The organism is Klebsiella sp. 2680, assembly GCF_900198535.1.
GTDB classification, from domain to species: domain Bacteria; phylum Pseudomonadota; class Gammaproteobacteria; order Enterobacterales; family Enterobacteriaceae; genus Klebsiella; species Klebsiella indica.
Genome location: NZ_FZNJ01000002.1, coordinates 1,053,958 through 1,072,609, shown reverse-complemented (window position 1 = coordinate 1,072,609; position 18,652 = coordinate 1,053,958). Strand labels below are relative to the sequence as shown.

The window sequence follows — 18,652 nt, the reverse complement described above, 5'->3', positions numbered from 1 at the left end:
GTTAGTGGGAGCACGTTTTGTTAAGTTAACGTATAGATGGCGACAACGTTCGCCTGCTTTTTGCCCGTTTCGTTCTGGAGATCCGCAGCCCTGGTATCGCGCTGAAATCTGCTATCGTAAACAGCGAAATCATCGTGTTTAGTTATTGCGCCGTCTGGCGAGCATCAGCGGTTTTCCGGCCAGTAGCAGCCAGGCCGGAAGCATAACGATACACAGCAACGGGAGTAGGGTGGCATCCGGCACCACGACGGCGGCCATAAACAAGCTCAACCAGCCATCACGCGTCACCACCAGCATCAGCCCGAGAATCGCGCAGGAGACGGTGATTGCGGCCGGGACCGCATTCACATGCGTATGCAGCATCAGGCCGAGTGCGACGCCGACGAACACCGCCGGGAATATTCGACCGCCCCGAAAGCCGCTGGCGGCAGCCACCACCAGCGCCGCCAGCTTGACCAGAGCAATAAGCAGTAAATCGTTGGCGGTTAATGTCTGGTTAAAAACCAACTGGTGCATTTCATCCAGGCCTGTAAACAGTGTGACAGGTCCGCCAATGACGCCAAGTACCCCCAATAAAAAGCCGCCGATACCCTGGGCCAGTATCGGATTTTTCAGGGTTTGCATTAGCGCGTGTAAACGCGGCAAGCACCAGACGCCGACCATACCGACGGCAATCGCAATAAGCGTAACGACGGCGCCGCTAAAAATGTCTACGAGGTGCAGCCGAGAGTAAGCGGGAATGGGCAGTGAAAAGCGGGGGTGAAAAAATAACATTGTGGTTAAAGAACCCGCTGATGCGGCGAGCAGCGGGGCAAATAACCTGTCCCATAATGGCACATCGTTGTCGCTATTCAGCGTTTGCGCAAAGATGAGCGCTGCGGCCACCGGGACGCCAAACAGCGCGCCGATCGTGCCGGATGCCGCGAGGATCGTCCAGTCCAGCGTGCTGACGCGCGGGAATAAGCGGCTACCCGTCGCGACCACCAGCGCGATATTGAGCACCATAATCGGATGTTCGGGTCCGAGGCTAACGCCACCGGCAAGGCCTAATACCAGCGCAGCGAGTACGCCCGGCAGCGCGCTGGTGCTGACGGGGGCGCCAATTAATGACTCTGTTGCCGGGTCTGGCCCCGCGTGACCGGGGCTAAAACGGACCAACAGGCCGACGGCGATGCCGGTAGCGGTGAGGAGGGCTATCGTCCAGAATGGGCTACTGGCAGGGATACCTAAGCTTCCGGGCAGGCTGAACCACAGAATATTCTGTAATACCGACGCCATTTTCATCACCGCAATCAATACCAGACCGCAAGCGATACCAATAATGATTGCAGGTATCGATAGCAATAGCATCGTTCGGGCACGTGGATGCAACATGAAACGTATCCTTTTGAGTTGGCTTTGACACTGCGAGGGCATCGACACCAATAAGGCTGAAACGATAAAGTAAAGACAGAGCCTGGTGATTGTGCAGAGAGCACCCTGCACAATATTTCACAAATTACAGTTCAACTGTGACTCATGTCGCTAAACCAGGGGCACTTATGCGTTGGTCATTGTTGTTAAGACGTCATAAATTTACAGTGTGCCAAAATAATTATTTTGACTTTAGCGGAGCCGTAACGGAATGACAAAATTTGCTTTAGTAGGCGATGTTGGCGGAACCAATGCCCGTCTGGCATTGTGTGATATCGCGAGCGGGGAGATCTCCGGCGCCAGGACTTATTCCGGGCTCGATTATCCAGATCTTGAAGCCGTTATTCGGGTCTATCTGGCAGAGCATGATGTCAAGGTGGAGGACGGCTGCATCGCTATCGCCTGCCCGATCACCGGGGATTGGGTGGCGATGACTAACCACAGCTGGGCCTTTTCCATCGCGGAGATGAAAAAGCGCCTGGGGTTCTCGCATCTGGAAATCATTAACGATTTCACCGCGGTGTCGATGGCGATTCCGATGCTGAAAGCGGAACATCTGATTCAGTTTGGCGGTACGGCGCCGGTGGAAGGTAAACCTATTGCTGTCTATGGTGCGGGCACCGGGCTGGGCGTAGCCCATCTGGTGCATGTGGATAAGCGCTGGGTGAGCCTGCCGGGTGAGGGCGGCCATGTTGATTTCGCGCCGAATAGCGAAGAAGAGGACATTATTCTGCAGCAGTTGCGTAAAGAGCTGGGGCACGTTTCTGCTGAACGTGTGCTATCCGGCCCGGGGCTGGTGAATCTCTATCATGCGATTGTTAAATCCGATGGGCGTCTGCCGGAAAATCTGCAGCCTAAGGATGTGACCGAGCGCGCACTGGCTGATAGCTGTATTGATTGTCGTCGCGCACTGTCATTGTTTTGCGTCATTATGGGCCGCTTCGGCGGTAATCTGGCGCTGAATCTTGGCACGTTTGGCGGCGTGTATATCGCTGGCGGTATCGTGCCGCGCTTCCTCGACTTCTTTAAAGCATCCGGTTTCCGTGGCGGGTTTGAGGATAAGGGCCGTTTTAAAGATTTCGTGCAGGATATCCCGGTGTATTTGATTGTGCACGATAACCCCGGGCTGCTGGGCTCCGGCGCCCACTTGCGTCAGACGTTGGGCCTGGTGCTCTGACGCCGGCTTTGATGCGGGGTTATTTCGCTACAAATGCATGAGCTGGCGAAACTCTTTCACTTTGCTGCGGCTGACCGGAACCTGAAACTCGAGATCCCGAAGCCGCAGAATATAGGTGTTATTAAACCAGGGTTCAATTTCACGAATTTTATCCAGGTTGACGCAATACGAGCGATGGCAGCGGAAGAAGTGCGCGGGCGGGAGTTTGCTGCAAAACTCTGTAATATTCATCGGCATGACGAACGATTCCCGCCGGGTATAGACGAAGGTCATCTTTTCATGCGCTTCCGCGTAGTAAATATCGTGGATGCTGGTGACGATAATTCGTTCATCTTTAATTAAATTGATGGTGTCGTTTTCCCGCGTCGGGTTGGCGACCATCCCGCTACCGACGCTGGTCTGCTGTTGCTGCTGCCAGGCGTTAGTCAGCTTTTTCAGCATATTGATGATGCGCGACTCTTCGTAAGGCTTAAGGATGTAATCGAATGCCTCCAGTTCAAAGGCCTCCACCGCATGCTCTTTCCATGCGGTGATAAAGACGATAAAGGGTTTATGCGCGAACTGGCTGATATTTTGCGCCAGCAGAACGCCATCCAGGGAGGGGATATTGATGTCGAGAAAAATAGCATCGACCTTGTTGTGCTGTAAAAACTTTAGCACATCCAGCCCATCATCAAAGGTGCCGACAATTTCCATTTGACTATGGGTGTTAATCAACCAGGTCAACTCTTGTTGCGCGAGAATCTCATCTTCAACAATAATGACTTTCATTTTATCTCCGCTCATGACTACCGGGATTCCGTCGCCGCCAAAGGCGCATGTTGGTTTGGCACATAGAAAGCAATCTCGGTACCTGGCGTCAGACGTCGGATATGCAGGCCTTCGCCGTACAGTAGTTTGACCCGGTGATGAACATTCAGTAAACCAATTTTGTTACCTGGCATTTCATCGGCCCCCACTCTTGCCACTACTGCCGGATCAATACCATTTCCTGTATCACGAACGCTAATTCGCACCCGATTTCCGCACTCATTAATACCGATGGTGACCACGCCTTTACCTTTGCAGGGTTGGATCCCATGGACAATCGCATTCTCCACCAGTGGCTGGATAAGCAGGCTGGGGATCATACAGTTGACGTCATCATCAATATCATAAATCACCGTCAGCTTATCGCCGAAACGAGCCTGCTCGATGGCGATGTAGTCCTTGATCTGATACAGCTCTCTCTTGATATCTATCTGCTCATCATCTTTTAACTCAATGTTATAGCGTAAATAGCGCGACAAATTAAAAATCAACTGACGCGCGGTGTCGGGATTCAGACGAATCGACGACGAAATCGCGTTCAGGGCGTTAAATAAAAAGTGGGGATTGATTTTGCTTTGCAGCGCGCGCAATTCAGCTTTGTTAGCCATTTCACGAAGTTGTTCGGCACGGGAAACTTCCAGTTGAGTAGAGATAATTTGCGACAGGCCAACCGCCATTTCCTGCAGCGAAGAGGTAATGCGGTGCGCGTGGCAGTAATAGATTTTTAGCGTACCGGTGACGACGCCCTTCTCCCACAGCGGGATGACCAGCATGGAGTGTATTTCCGGCGTTCTGTGGGCTTCATCATTGTTTTTAATAATGATTTTTCCATAGCGAATCGCCTGTTGCGTCGTCGGGCTAATAAAGTCATCGTTATCGCGGTAGTTAATTTCCCCTACGCCAACATAGGCCATAACATGCTGGGTATTGGTCATTGCCACGGCATCGGCATTGATATCACGGCGGATGATGTCGCATACCTGACGCAAGGATTCGCTATTCACGTGGCGAAACAGCGGCAGCGTTTTGTTGGCGATATCAAGCGCCAGTTTTGCCTGACGCGCCGCGCTGGCCTCTTTTTCACCCTCAACGCTCTGTACCAGCAGAATGATAAAGCCGATACAAACGCTGCCGAGGATCATCGGGATACCAATTTTCGACACAATGTCGATCCCCAGCGAGAGCGAAGGCGCCCACAGCACCACCAGGATCATGGTCAACGTCTCGCACAGCATCCCGGCGAGGATCCCGGCTTTCCAGTGTTGCGCTTTAGGGACTTTACGACTGATAAACCCGGAGAGCAGGCCCGCGACAATACTGGTAATAAAGCAGGGTACGGCGGTGACGCCATCGATATCAATGAGATAGCGATGCACGCCGGCAATCATACCCACAATTGCCCCGACCCAGGGGCCGAAAAGGATCCCGCTGGACATCACGGCAATCACTCGCACATTGACCAGCGATCCTTCCACCGGTACGCCAGACCATGTGCTGAACAGCGCGAACAGGGAGAAGATAGCGGTTACTGCCAACAGCTCTTTCGGCGTATGCGCGGATTTATGCAGCAATTCACGAAAAAGGCGCAGTCGAATAAGAAAAAAGAGGCAAATCAGCATGAGTGCTGCGCGGTCATAAACCGCCAGCAGCATGTTAAATATTTCGTGCATGGGTACGCCGCGTTAATCGCAAGAAAGGGCTATGATAGAAAACCTCGCGGCAGAAGGCCAGCCGCAGGTATGAATAGGGAAATACCCTATAAATAAAAGGGGATTAGCGGCAACAAACTGAGATTCAACAGCGTTTGCTGATGACAGGGCGTTTAAGTAAAGTAAAAGATATCAATGTGTTAATTTTTTTTATTGCACACAGGTATCCTGAGATACGTTCTGCCGTATTTAGCCGATTTAATTCCTGTTTTGCCACCGGCAATTATTTTTTATCTCTCCTCTCGACAGCATGAATTTTTTCGGGTTATTTTCTAAACATGCCGCAAGCGCGGCAGCGTCGCTCGGACGGTCCGGGCGCTAACGTTAATCCGAGGAATCTATGGCTGAATTCAGTCCTGAACGCCGTTTCACGCGTATCGATCGTCTCCCCCCGTATGTTTTTAATATCACTGCTGAACTGAAAATGGCTGCGCGTCGCCGTGGCGAAGACATTATCGATTTCAGCATGGGTAACCCTGATGGCGCGACGCCGCCGCATATCGTTGAGAAACTTTGTACTGTTGCCCAGCGGCCCGACACCCACGGTTACTCCACTTCCCGTGGTATCCCGCGCCTGCGCCGTGCGATTTCACGCTGGTATCAGGAGCGTTATAACGTTGATATCGATCCGGAATCGGAAGCGATTGTGACTATTGGTTCGAAAGAGGGGCTGGCGCATCTGATGCTGGCTACCCTGGATCATGGCGATACCGTCCTGGTGCCCAATCCGAGCTATCCGATTCATATTTACGGTGCGGTCATTGCCGGAGCCCAGGTGCGTTCGGTACCGCTGGTTGAGGGCGTGGATTTCTTCAACGAGCTTGAGCGGGCCATTCGTGAAAGTTACCCGAAACCGAAAATGATGATCCTCGGTTTTCCGTCCAACCCCACGTCCCAGTGCGTTGAGCTGGCGTTTTTCGAGAAGGTTGTCGCCCTGGCGAAGCGTTATGACGTGCTGGTGGTGCACGATCTGGCCTATGCCGACATTGTTTACGATGGCTGGAAAGCGCCGTCGATTATGCAGGTCCCTGGCGCGCGCGATGTTGCCGTCGAATTCTTTACGCTTTCGAAAAGCTACAATATGGCAGGCTGGCGCATTGGCTTTATGGTCGGCAACAAAACCCTGGTTAACGCGCTGGCGCGTATAAAAAGCTATCACGATTACGGCACTTTCACGCCTCTGCAGGTGGCGGCAATTGCTGCGCTGGAAGGCGATCAGCAGTGCGTTCGCGATATTGCGGAGCAGTATAAACGCCGCCGCGATGTACTGGTTAAAGGACTACATGAAGCGGGCTGGATGGTGGAGTGTCCGAAGGCTTCGATGTACGTCTGGGCTAAGATCCCGGAGCCATATGCGGCGATGGGGTCACTGGAGTTTGCGAAAAAGCTGCTGCAGGACGCCAAAGTCTGCGTTTCACCGGGTATTGGCTTTGGCGATTATGGCGATACCCATGTGCGCTTTGCTTTAATTGAAAACCGCGATCGTATCCGCCAGGCCGTACGCGGCATTAAATCAATGTTCCGCGCCGATGGGCTTCTTCCCGCGTCGAAATTGACGACTGAAAGCCATGAATAGAAAAACGGGAGCCTGCTGGCTCCCGTTTTTTTACACCGTTATGCTTAGATCATCAGGGCGAACGTACCGGCCCAAACGATGACCATAAAAGAAATGCCCATTAAAAAGTATTTCACGACTCATCACTCCGCGCGCTCAACGAGACGCCTTAAATGAATTTAATTTTCATTACTTACCCAACCAACGCTAACAGCAATGCAACATTTTACTGTCGGCGGTCGTTGCAAATTTTGTGTTCTGACTGGTCCAGATGGCGCTAATGTACGCCTAAAAAATGAGGGAGACAAGGGCCATTTTTTTATTAATTTTTAGTTACTTATAAGTGTCGTGATTCGGCGACACATTAATTTCATTTGGTATTAAATTCAATTCTGGCGACGCTGTTCGACACGAATTCCATGTCATATATAGTCATTTGATTTTGGACTTTTTTCTGCCAAAAAGAGAGCAGTGAAAAACGGACCCTGCGACAGGGAAGGGGCCTGAAGCGAGTTGGTAAATTTGGATATGGCCGCTCTTGCGGACAGCACGCCTGTATTCGGCGGATGTACCTGATGTTTACCGACATCACTCCGCGTGAGTGATGACCGGCAATGTCGTTTGCCGGGGAATTTCGCCGTAACTAAGCACAAACATTGTCACTTTGCTCCGCTGTCGCTACCATACCCGGGTGAAACAAGGAATTGCGCCAATGATCGATAAATATTCAACCGTACCCGTCTATTTGCAGCTTGAACAATATCTTATCGGCCAGATTACTTCCGGTTCGCTGAAACCCGGCGACGCAATTCCCTCAGAAAGTGAACTTTGCCAGCAGTTTGCGATATCCCGAATGACCGCGCGAAAAGCAGTGGATTACCTGGTACGTCAGGGCAAAGTGGAGCGTCGTCGGGGTCAGGGAACCTTTGTCGTGCAGACGGGTAAAAATGTGCGCATTTCTCTGCCACTCGACAGGCATCTCTCTTCCAGCGAAGCAACGTTGGGTCTGGATGAACCGGTAGTAAACCGCCTGATTTACCTCGATCGCCAGCCCGCCTCGCGGGATATTGCGGATAAACTGCGTCTTGCTCCTGACAGCGACGTGTGGTTTATGCAACGTCTGCGCCTGCTGGGAGAGATTCCATTTGTCTTCGAGCAATCGTGGATGATTACCGAACCCTTCGACGATTTAAGCGCAGAAGATCTGAATAGCTCTAAATATGCCTATATCAGCCGGAAGGGGTTTACCGTTGCGCGCTCGGAAAAAGAGATCCATGCGGAACTCCCTTCTCAGCAGGTGCGCGACATGCTGGGGATTAAACGCGATGAACCGGTTCTCCATTCCACCTCGCTGGCGTTCCTTCATGACGACATTCCGTTCGAGATCTCTGAAATTTACTATAACCAGCAACACTACCGTTTTACCCTGACCGCCGTACGTCCGTAATCGGATAAAAAGGTTTAACTTTGTGATCCTTGCCGCGTTTTGACTTTAGTGGGCTAGACAACTATACATTATATCTCGCTATACTCAGTCTCATGTTCAGTCAGTGCCCTAAAGGAAAATAACAATGAGTCGACCGGGTGAGTTTCTACAGGATCTGGGAAAGGCATTAATGATGCCGATTTCCGTGATTGCTGCCGCTGGGATATTTCTCGGCCTGGCAGCGGCATTACAAAATCCGAGCATCGTGGGGGAAGGTATTATTCATGCTGACGTGATGCAGCAGATTATCGGTTTCATCCGTAAAGTTGCCGGGGCATTATTTGGTAATCTGCCGTTACTTTTTGCGATTGCTGCCGCTATTGGCCTGGCGCGGGATGAAAAACCGACGGCCGCATTTGCTGCCGTCATTGGATTTATTACTTTTCACATCGGTGTGAATTACAGCCTGTTGGCGCAAGGTCTTACCCCACAAACAACGTCTGTCGCTGCCTTCATGGAAAAGGGATATAGCCAGACGCAGGCGGTAATGTATTCTGCTGAATTCGCCAATACGTTAGGTATTTTTTCTTATCAGATGAGTGTGCTGGGGGGCGTTATTGCCGGCCTGGTCACCGTTATTCTGCACAATCGCTTTTATACGATTAAACTCCCGGCGGCCATCGCCTATTTTGGTGGCCGCCGTTTTGTTCCTATTATTACTATTATCGTGCTGCCAGTTATTGGTGTGTTAATGTCGTTGGTCTGGCCGATCATTGCTAACGCAATTATCCATCTGGGACAGTTTATTGGTGAATCTGGCCCTTTTGGCACATTTGTTTATGCCTTTACCGAGCGTATTCTGATCCCAACAGGTTTGCACCATATCCTCAACGAGACGGTTCGTTTCACTCCGATAGGTGGCGTGGTGCATGTCAATAATGAAAGCGTGATTGGCGCACTCTCTATCTTCAATTATGCACTGGCCCATCCTGGTGCGCTATCCGATGATATTGTGCGTGAGGCGACTCGCTTTCTGGCGCAAGGGAAAATTCCGGTGATGATGTTTGGTCTCCCTGGGGCGGCACTGGCGATTTATCGCTGTGCGCGACCAGAGCACAAACAACGGGTTAAAGCGTTAATGATGGCGGGGGCGCTGGCCTCTTTCACTACCGGGATCACCGAACCCCTGGAATTCAGCTTTATTTTTGTCTCGCCGCTGCTGTTCTTATTTCATGCCGTGATGACGGGGCTCTCTTTTGCCTGCGCTCAGCTTTTTCAGGTGATGATTGGCAATATACAGGGCGGTTTTATTGATTTTATGGTTTTTGGCGTGTTGGGCGGCGCGAAAACACTCTGGTGGTTTGATTTGTTACTGGGATGTATTTGGGCTCCGGTCTATTACTTCGTCTTCAAATGGATCATTGTGCGCACCAATGCCAGAACGCCGGGGCGCGAAGAGGATGAGGCGGTCAACCATTATCGCGTGGAGTCTACGCAGGATAATCTGGTTACGGCAAAAATTATCGCCGGTCTGGGAGGGCGAGAAAATATCCAGAATGTCGACTGCTGCTTCACGCGTTTGCGCGTAAAAATTAAAGATATGCAGAAAATTGACGAAGACATTTTAAAACAAAGCGGCGCCAATGGTTTTATTCGTGCAACCGACACTGATATTCAGGTTATTTACGGTCCGCAGGTGGAAGGGATCGCCAGTGCGGTGAAGCAAAATTTACTTGTTCAACAGACGCAATAAGAGAACGAATGATATGAAAACTGCATTTAATATTGTATTGGTTGGGGGAGGGTCTACATGGACGCCGGGTTTATTAAAGGCGTTATGTAAACTGAAAATGCGTCTGCCGTTAAAGAAACTGGTGATGTTCGATGTGAATGAAGAACGCCAGAAGGTGATTGGCGAATATGCCAGGGTGTTGTTTCGTGAAGAGTACCCGGAGCTGGAGTTTATGTATACCGGGGATGAAAATGTGGCGTTCAGCGATATGGATTTTATCTTTTGCCAGATGCGCACTGGCGGGTATGCCATGCGTGAGAAAGACGAAAAAATTCCGCTGAGCCTGGGTGTGATTGGCCAGGAGACCTGTGGTGCGGGTGGGTTTGCTTATGGTATGCGCTCTATTCGCGACATGATTGCGCTGGTGGAAAAGGTTCGCTCCCGTTCACCGAATGCCTGGATCCTGAACTACACCAACCCGGCGGCAATTGTAGCTGATGCGCTCAACAAACGTTTCCCGGATGATGACCGTATTCTGAATATTTGCGACCAGCCCGTTAACCTGCTTCGTTCATACGGTCGCCTGTTAGGGCGTGATCCGGGGACTTTTGACCCGGTCTATTTCGGTCTTAATCATTTCGGCTGGTTTACCCACCTGTACGACGAAAATGGCTACGATCTGGTTCCTGAGTTGAAGGCCTATATCGCGAAGAATGGTTTTATACCGGCTGATGCTGAGCAACGTGACCAGTCGTGGCTGGATACTTACGCGCTGGTGGCGGATATGCTGCGCGATTTCCCGGATTATCTGCCCAACACCTATCTGCAATACTATCTCTATCCGGAGTATAAATTCTCCAGACTCGATCCGAACTTCACCCGTGCCAATGAAGTGATCAATGGTCGGGAAAAAAGAGTCTTTGAAGAGTGTCGCACGGCGGTCGCGGAAGGGACAACACGAAATGTGCATGTTGTGCATAATGACGCGCATGGCGACATGATCGTTGAGCTGGCGGAAGCTATCGCGTTTAACCTGAAAAAGAAATTCATCGTTATGGTGCCGAACAACGGCCTGGTCGAGAACCTGGATGACGATGTCATGGTTGAGCTAACGGCTGAAGTCGGCTGCAACGGTCCTCGTCCGTATGGCGTGGGGAAAATCCCGACGTTCTACAAAGGGATGATCGAACAGCAATTTGCTTATGAACGCCTGACGGTGGAAGCCTGGTTTGAAGGATCCTATGCCAAAGCTCTCCAGGCGCTGACGTTAAACCGGACGATTATTGATGCTAAAAAAGCGCGTAAAGTACTCGATGCATTAATTGAGGCTAACAGAGAGTATTGGCCGGAATTAAAATAAGCGAACTGGGCCTGCGGACTTCTGTGCTTATTGCTAAGAGCCTATCCCATTAGGGCTATTTTGCTTGTCATTTTGAACCTGGGCAGTGCTCAGAATCCTCACGTACTACGTGTACGCTCCGGTTCTTCCGCGCTGGCCGTATTCAAACTGGCTGCGCCAATAACGCCTGGTGGGATAGGCTCTAAAGAGGGGGAAACACGTTTTCCCCATCCTGATGAGTATCAGCCGAAATCAATCAGCTGGATTTCCTTGTTTATTTATTGACAATCCCCGGTCTATTTTCTTGTAACTGAGTTTTGTCAGTTATCTGGGGCGTTCAGCTTCAGGATAACGGAAAAATGAGTGAAGGCACATGGCCCGGAGAATAAAATGTAACGTTTCGTGCGTCATCAATTAAAGAAAAATATTGAAACTACAGCTTATAGTATATTTCATACTGATGAACTATGGCAGTCAGCGCCAGGGAAGACGCTACTTCGGGAATCAGGTTTTTAATCCATTTTACGTCTGAGAAAACGTGTTTCTGTCGGTAAATCATTAACGTCATTATTGGGGCGTTTATCTGGTGTGGTTAATTCTTTTTTGAGATGCTCAATGAATGTCATTGTTAATGGATTAATATATCTTGTTCTCTTTCTGATTGCATATAAATAATGAGAAAGTCCTGCGTGATACTCTGGCAGTATATGAACCAGTGCGCCTTTTTTAATATATAAAGAAGCCAGGTAATCTGGAATGCATGAAACACCATTATGATTTAGTAATATACTTAATAACGTCAGGCTGGAATTAGAGGTTATAACCGAATCAACGGGAACCATGATCTCTCCGTTGCTACCTGAAAATACCCAGTTATCATGGTAGGACATAACCAGATTGGTGATGCAGCGATGTTGGGTCAAATCATTGGGCGTTTTTATTGCGGGTTTTCCGGAGAGATATTGAGGGGAGCAACAATATATCCAGTTAATTTCTCCGATATAAGTGTGGCATTCCGTTTCAGTGAGTTTCCGGGTTATCCTCAATACCATATCAAAATTGGTTTCTGATAAATTAATTATATTGTCATTCAAATCAATATGGAATTTCACACGGGGATATTTCATCTGATAAGCTGTAATCAGATCCGGAAGAACTTTTGAACCATAGGCTACCGAGCAGGATAGCTTCAGATGTCCCTCCGGCTCAGAATAACTACGAACTTTTGAAAACATATCTTCGCATTCTTCCAGCAGAGTAATCGCGCGATTAAAAACGGCCTCACCGTGCTCGGTAATAAAGATATTTCTGGTTGTTCTTTGTATTAACTGGGTACCCAGTTGTTCTTCGAGTTTTGACAGACTTTTGCTGACCGCTGAACGAGATAGCCCCAGTTCTCTGGCGGCTTTGGTGAAACTCCTTGTTTCGGCGATCCTCACAAAGACGCTTAACTGACTTAATGTACCTGAGTTTAACACATTGTGATCCTCCTCTTTCCTGTGATTGAGTGTATCAAAAATCATTAATTACGCAATGTTGTTAAATGATTGAGAAATCACAAAACAGAAAGTTATTTTATCCTGGCGATATTATTCTCTTTAATTCACTAATGAGTTGTATGTTATTCAACAATAATATAATTATTCCATTCCGATCACAAAATCCTGTTTTGTTATTAGCACTAAATAATTCGCTGTGGTTATGTAGAAATGTAGATGTTTCTTGTTTAACTAACATAATGGTAACATCATGAATAATAACGCTGATATTTCAGAAGGAATGATTTCACAGAAAATACCTTTTACAACGTATGATGTCGGATGGATTATTCTTTGTATTGGTATGGCCATTGGTGGTGGGATTATTTTTCTGCCTGTACAGATTGGTTTAAAAGGAATTTGGGTCTTTTCCTTATCGGTTCTGATTGCCTATCCTGCACTCTATATGATGCAGTCACTTTACCTTAAAACTTTATCACAAAGCCCGGAATGTAAAGATTACTCTGGTGTTATTACCTATTATTTAGGTAAGAATTGGGGGTTTTTCCTCGGTGTGACGTATTTTATTATGTTGCTTAAAGGGATGTTAACCTATTCACTTGCAGCAACATTTGACAGTGCATCGTATCTCCAGACATTTGGCGTGACCTCGGAGATGCTGTCGGATAAGTGGTGGTATGGGCTGGTGGTCCTGGCCTTACTGGTAAGCATTGCGGCGCAAGGTGAGAAATTACTTTTCAAAGTTTCAGGCCCGATGGTGGTGGTAAAACTGGCGGTGGTTGTGCTGTTAGGTATGGTAATGATTCCGCACTGGGATATGCGCAACATTAGCAATTTGCCGCCTGTTGGAGAACTCCTGACAGGTACTGTTCTGACGCTGCCTTTTACATTGTTCTCTATCCTTTTTGTTCAGATTCTTAGTCCGATGAATGTCGCGTTCAGGAAAGTAGAAGCAGATCCTAAAATTGCCACTCTGCGAGCGTTAAGAGCGAGTCGGATAGCTTATGGAATACTCGTTTGCTCTGTGCTTTTCTTCGCGTTTTCGTTTACCTTTTCCCTGAGCCATGAGCAGGCGGTTGAGGCAGCTCAAAATAATATTTCCGCAATGGCCATTGTTGCAAAAGTTATTCCTGGGGAAATGGTGAGAGTGATGTCTATCCTGCTGAATATTTTCGCTATCGTGACGGCCTTTTTTGGCATTTTCCTCGGTTTTCAGGAGGCGATGAAAGGAATAGTGGTCAATGTACTGTCCCGGTTTATCGATGAAAAGGCAATTAATGAAACTGCTGTGAGTATCGGCGTTTCAGTCTTTATTGTTCTTCTGCTATGGGCATGGGTACTCACACACTTTCCTGTTCTGCTGTTACAACAGATAGGGGCGCCGGTTTATGGAATTGTTTCGTGTATTATTCCATGCTATCTGGTGTTTAAAGTCCCACAGCTTAAAAAATATTATTCCTGGCGGGTCCTGTTTATCTCAGGAACGGGACTGTTGCTCTGCCTGTCACCTTTTTTCAAATTATTTGAGTAGAAGGCTATCTGATGAAACACAATGCAGAACTGAAAAAATTCAAGATGAGTACACAACTAGCAATGTTGGGACGAAACCCTGATGAACAGAACGGATTTGTCAATGCGCCTGTATATCGCGGGTCGACAGTGGTCTACAAAAGCTGTGATGATATCCGACATAAAAGAGCCCGCTTTTCTTACGGCACATCCGGTACGCCCACGATTGAAAATTTAGAAATGGCCTGGTCCTCGCTTTGTGATTCAGCCGGGACGGTTCTTTCTCCATCCGGTCTTGGCGCACTGGCGCTGGCGCTATTCTCTGTCACCAGTGCGGGCGATCATATTCTGGTGACGGATTCCGTGTACCGACCAACCCGCAATTTCTGTAACACGCTGCTGTCGAAATATGGCGTTTCCGTAACGTACTACGATCCCCTGATCGGAACGGATATCGAAGCGCTCATCCAGGAAAATACCCGCGTAATCCTGCTTGAATGTCCGGGGTCGCAAAGTTTTGAGGTGCAGGACATCGGGGCGATTGTCGCGGTGGCTAAACGACACAATATCAGCACGATAATTGATAATACCTGGGCCACGCCTCTGTTTTTCAACGCGCATGCGCATGGCATTGATTTGTCCGTCGAGGCCGGCACGAAATATCTCAGCGGTCATTCCGATTTGCTGATGGGGTTAGTGTCTGCTAATGATTCTCACTGGCCGGCATTACGTAAAACGTATGATGCGATGGCGATGCTGCCAGGTGCTGAAGACTGTTTTCTGGCGTTACGTGGGTTGCGAACTATGCATCTGAGGGTAAAAGAGGCGGAAGCTCGTGGTCTGGAAATGGCTGACTGGTTAAAGCGTCAACCAGAAGTCAGCAGGGTGCTGCATCCGGCGTTTGAAGACTGCCCGGGCCATGAAAACTGGAAAAAGTATTTTACCGGTTCAACAGGCCTATTCTCCATTGTACTTAATGCCCGCTTCAACCAGGATAATGTTGATGACATGCTTGATAACATGCGCATTTTTTGTATGGGGTTTTCCTGGGGCGGATTTGAAAGTCTCATCATTCCTTTTAATTGTGCGGAATACCGAACGGCAACGGCATGGAAACCGGAGGGGATGACGCTACGACTGCAGATTGGTCTGGAAGATATGGACGACCTGAAATATGACTTAAAAGAAGGTCTGAAGCGTTTGTCTAACCGGTAATTTATTCCCCTCACTGTCTCTGCGCGAGAGCGTCTCGCCGATACAGTGGGGGGAATTGTCGCAAGCATTCTCCTCCGCAGGCAATCAGAGCGCGTTTCTGGCGCCTGGCCCCCATTTTTTCTCTTCCTCCCTGATGATTACCTAACGACCTTCAGCGCCTGGGCATTGAGCGGTACAGGTCATCTGTCGCAGCCGAATCTGCCAATAGCCCGTTCATCTCCACTCCCCGCAGGCCTGATGGTATGCGCGTAGCGCTTATTCTCCGGTATATCCCTCTTCTTAAGGAGGTTATTGCGTCGCGTATCGCTTTTGCGCCCTCCCGGGGGCATCGGGCATGGCGGTGAAGAAAAGTTGATGCAGTGCACCGGGCTGGCCGGGTTACGCTCAGCATGTCGGTCGAACGGAAGGATAATTATGGGAAGAATGACAAGTTTGATAAGTTTGTCGTATTAGACAAGTTTGACAAGTTATTGCACGGTGAAGTGCGCGCAATCGACATCCCTGTTATCCGGCCTGGCGTTTTTGAGGGTCGGAAATACTGTTAGTCCGGAGTGTAAGATGAACCTTTCACCAGCAAGAGAAAAAATGCCTTCTGGCGATCCTGCCGCCCCTGCGGTAGCGATTGCCATGAAAGGCGTAAAAAAGCAGTTTTTAGATCATGACGATAACGCAGTAGACGTTATCAAAGATATTTCCCTCAATATTTATCACCAGGAATTTATCAGCATTGTCGGGCCCAGTGGCTGCGGCAAAACCACGATGTTTAACATTATCGCGGGGCTGTTGCCTCCGACGGCGGGCGACATTCAAGTGTTCGATCCGTACTATGCCATGCCCGGTAAAGGGCGTGTGGGCTACATGCTGCAAAAGGATCTGCTGTTTCCGTGGCGTACTATTCTGGATAACGTTTGTCTCGGTCTGGAAATTAACGAGATGCCGAAGAAGGAGCGGCATGAACGGGCAATGACATACCTGGATAAATACGGGCTGGGTGATTTTGCCCACGCTTATCCCGCCACGCTTTCAGGGGGAATGCGGCAACGCGCAGCACTGATCCGTACCCTGGTCATTGATCCTGACATCATTCTGCTTGATGAGCCGTTCTCTGCGCTGGACTACCAAACCCGGCTGGTACTGGAAGAGGAAATCCTGACGATCCTCAACGAATACAGAAAAACCGTGGTGTTGATCACCCATGATATTGGTGAAGCGATTGCCATGTCCGATCGTATTGCGGTGATGTCTCAGCGACCAACCTGGAACAAAAAAACCTACGATATTGGCCTTGCCAGGCGGCACGGCTCTGCCATGGGCGCCCGTAAAGATCCTCAATTCCAGACCTTCTTCGATGCCATCTGGGCTGATATGGATATCCAACTGGGGGAACATGCATGAGTAAATCCGCCGTTGTTGTTGGTAAAACTGCCTCGGATCGCGCACGCCAGGGACGTCAGCGCACAAAGCGCTGGCTGTCACTATTGCGGGATAATGGTTGCCGGGTATTGCTCCTCGTCGTCATTGTCGCTCTGTGGCAGCTAGGGGTGAATACCGGTGTGGTAAATGCCTTTCTGATGGGATCGCCAGCGGGGATTTGGCAGGAATTTGTACGTCTGGTGGCGAATGGTGAACTGTTACAAAATACCTATGTCACGGTATATGCCACCGTAACGGGATTTGTGCTGGGCAGCTTGCTCGGTTCATTTTCGGGGCTTTTGTTGTGGCATACACCAATGCTGGCACGTATTCTCGATCCTTTTTTCATTGCACTCAACAGCCTGCCGAAGATCGCTTTGGCGCCGATCATCATCATTTGGTTTGGTTCCGGGCTGTTTTCCAAAATTGCGCTGGCCTTTATCGCGACCTATGTCGTGGCATTACTCTCCGCATGGCAAGGCACACACCAAATTGATGATAGCCAGGTAAACCTGATGCGTTCCCTGGGGGCTAACCGTAACCAGATTTTTCGTAAGGTGGTGGTGCCTTCGACCCTGCCGTGGATTATCGCGGCTTTTCGACTAAACATCGGTTTTGCCCTGATTGCCGATATCGGCGGTGAGTTCATCTCCTCCGATTACGGCCTGGGGAAAATGATTTTCGTTGCCGGCAACCTTTTCAATCTCAACGTTGTGTGGGTTGGCGTCTTTGCGTTGCTGATTGTTGCCATTGTGCTCTATCTGGTCGTGGTTCAACTACAACGCTGGTTACTGCCCTGGGAACGTCAGCAAACGCATCGCTAGGGGTACCGTTCCGTAGTTCCTTAACGCCTTAAGAAGGAAAGTAAAATGAATAAAATCGTTGCATGGGTGTGCGCGGCGCTGTTTACCGCTTGTTCTGTCAATGCATCAGCGGCTGATGCGAAGCCCGATCGCGTACTGGTGACCGAAGCATTTCACTCTTTACTGTATCTGCCGGTTTATGTTGCCAGACACCAGGGATTTTTCGAAAAAAACCAGATAGACGTCACGTCGATTCGCTCAGCGGGGTCAGGACCAACGGCGCTGGCGGCGGTGCTGTCTGGTGAAGCGCAATTTTCCGTACATGGCCCGGAGCATGTCGGATTCGCTCAACAAAAAGGGGGCAAGGCCAAAGCCGTCAGCGCGGTGGCTAACAGTGCGCCAGTATGGATTGTGGCTAAACCAGATTTTAAATTCTCTTCACCGGCGGATTTAAAAGGCAAACGGGTGGTCGTTGGCCTGGCGCCAGGGACGTCGAATACGCTGCTGTTACGCTTGCTAGGTCAGAACGGATTGAATCCGAAGACGGATGTGGAAATTAACGAAGTACAAAATGGTTCGGAACTGGGACCGTTGTTAGCGGGCCGCGCGGATGCTGCCGTGGTGTATGAACCTCAGGCGGATCAGGGGGTAGGGCAAGGGTTGAAAGTGATTTATGATTTTACGCGTGACTACCCGGAGTATGCGTTCTCCACCATTAATACCTCGGAGAAAATGATTGCCGATAATCCGCAACTGGTTGCGCGCTTTGTTAAAGCTATCAATGAATCGTTGGCGTTTATCCATCAGCATCCCGATGTTGCCAAACAGGTGGCACGCGAGGAATTTGCCGGACTGAACGGCAGCGTGGTGGATGCGGCGGTACAGCGGATGATCGACAGCAACGTCTATCCCGCCAACGCGGTCATTTCTCCTGAAGCATTTACAACCGCGATTAATATTCAGAAGTTTGTCGGCAATATCACGCAGGATATGCCTTATACGCAAATCGTTGACGGTCAGTTTGCTGCCAGACCATAACAGGGACATGAGTG

General features: G+C 49.5%; 15 protein-coding genes. 10 read left to right on the top strand and 5 right to left on the bottom strand.

The features are described from left to right. Positions 1-138: 138 nt before the first annotated feature. On the bottom strand, positions 139-1,374 hold the full coding sequence (locus tag FN037_RS12310; RefSeq protein ID WP_142502350.1) for an ion channel protein: 1,236 nt from the start codon (positions 1,372-1,374) through the stop codon (positions 139-141). A gap of 250 nt (positions 1,375-1,624) precedes the next feature. Between FN037_RS12310 and glk the strand changes: the two genes are divergently transcribed. Then, positions 1,625-2,590, top strand: coding sequence for a glucokinase (gene glk / locus FN037_RS12305; RefSeq protein ID WP_138361446.1), 966 nt, complete (start codon positions 1,625-1,627; stop codon positions 2,588-2,590). Between the two features lie 27 nt (positions 2,591-2,617). On the opposite strand, the gene FN037_RS12300 is transcribed toward glk, so the two are convergent. Both FN037_RS12300 and FN037_RS12295 read right to left on the bottom strand, forming a co-directional pair. After that, positions 2,618-3,361: a LytTR family DNA-binding domain-containing protein gene (locus FN037_RS12300; RefSeq protein WP_138361445.1), complete on the bottom strand. Its 744-nt coding sequence runs from the start codon at positions 3,359-3,361 to the stop codon at positions 2,618-2,620. A gap of 17 nt (positions 3,362-3,378) precedes the next feature. Beyond that, positions 3,379-5,052 (bottom strand): sensor histidine kinase, encoded by a 1,674-nt coding sequence (locus FN037_RS12295; RefSeq protein ID WP_171034887.1) that lies wholly within the window; start codon positions 5,050-5,052, stop codon positions 3,379-3,381. A gap of 397 nt (positions 5,053-5,449) precedes the next feature. On the opposite strand from FN037_RS12295, the gene alaC reads away from it, so the two are divergent. Then, positions 5,450-6,685 carry an alanine transaminase gene (gene alaC / locus FN037_RS12290; RefSeq protein ID WP_138361443.1) on the top strand — a complete coding sequence of 412 codons (1,236 nt, stop codon included), beginning with the start codon at positions 5,450-5,452 and terminating at the stop codon, positions 6,683-6,685. Positions 6,686-6,729: 44 nt separating this feature from the next. Here alaC and ypdK read toward each other — a convergent pair whose 3' ends face one another. Then, complete coding sequence (ypdK, locus tag FN037_RS12285; protein ID WP_077777854.1) at positions 6,730-6,801, bottom strand: membrane protein YpdK; 72 nt, start codon at positions 6,799-6,801, stop codon at positions 6,730-6,732. A gap of 575 nt (positions 6,802-7,376) precedes the next feature. Here ypdK and FN037_RS12280 point away from each other — a divergent pair. The 3 genes from FN037_RS12280 to FN037_RS12270 all read left to right on the top strand — a co-directional run bounded on the left by FN037_RS12280 (position 7,377) and on the right by FN037_RS12270 (position 11,182). Further along, on the top strand, positions 7,377-8,111 hold the full coding sequence (locus tag FN037_RS12280; RefSeq protein WP_138361442.1) for a GntR family transcriptional regulator: 735 nt from the start codon (positions 7,377-7,379) through the stop codon (positions 8,109-8,111). Between the two features lie 124 nt (positions 8,112-8,235). Then, positions 8,236-9,843, top strand: a complete 1,608-nt coding sequence (locus FN037_RS12275) for a PTS transporter subunit EIIC (protein WP_142502349.1) — start codon at positions 8,236-8,238, stop codon at positions 9,841-9,843. 13 nt (positions 9,844-9,856) lie between these two features. After that, positions 9,857-11,182: a 6-phospho-alpha-glucosidase gene (locus FN037_RS12270; RefSeq protein ID WP_138361440.1), complete on the top strand. Its 1,326-nt coding sequence runs from the start codon at positions 9,857-9,859 to the stop codon at positions 11,180-11,182. Positions 11,183-11,673: 491 nt separating this feature from the next. Here FN037_RS12270 and FN037_RS12265 read toward each other — a convergent pair whose 3' ends face one another. Then, a complete protein-coding gene (locus FN037_RS12265; protein ID WP_142502348.1) occupies positions 11,674-12,639 on the bottom strand; it encodes a LysR family transcriptional regulator in 966 nt (321 codons plus the stop codon). Between the two features lie 271 nt (positions 12,640-12,910). On the opposite strand from FN037_RS12265, the gene FN037_RS12260 reads away from it, so the two are divergent. From FN037_RS12260 to FN037_RS12240, 5 genes are all read left to right on the top strand, one after another. Then, on the top strand, positions 12,911-14,191 hold the full coding sequence (locus FN037_RS12260; RefSeq protein ID WP_138361438.1) for an amino acid permease: 1,281 nt from the start codon (positions 12,911-12,913) through the stop codon (positions 14,189-14,191). 11 nt (positions 14,192-14,202) lie between these two features. Next, positions 14,203-15,384, top strand: coding sequence for a cystathionine beta-lyase (gene metC, locus FN037_RS12255; protein ID WP_138361437.1), 1,182 nt, complete (start codon positions 14,203-14,205; stop codon positions 15,382-15,384). A 558-nt stretch (positions 15,385-15,942) separates the two neighbouring features. Next, a complete protein-coding gene (locus FN037_RS12250; protein WP_138361436.1) occupies positions 15,943-16,779 on the top strand; it encodes an ABC transporter ATP-binding protein in 837 nt (278 codons plus the stop codon). Further along, a complete protein-coding gene (locus FN037_RS12245) occupies positions 16,776-17,621 on the top strand; it encodes an ABC transporter permease (RefSeq protein ID WP_142502347.1) in 846 nt (281 codons plus the stop codon). The genes FN037_RS12250 and FN037_RS12245 overlap by 4 nt, the downstream gene beginning before the upstream one ends. Positions 17,622-17,666: 45 nt before the next feature. After that, positions 17,667-18,638: an ABC transporter substrate-binding protein gene (locus FN037_RS12240; protein ID WP_138361434.1), complete on the top strand. Its 972-nt coding sequence runs from the start codon at positions 17,667-17,669 to the stop codon at positions 18,636-18,638. Positions 18,639-18,652 lie beyond the last annotated feature (14 nt).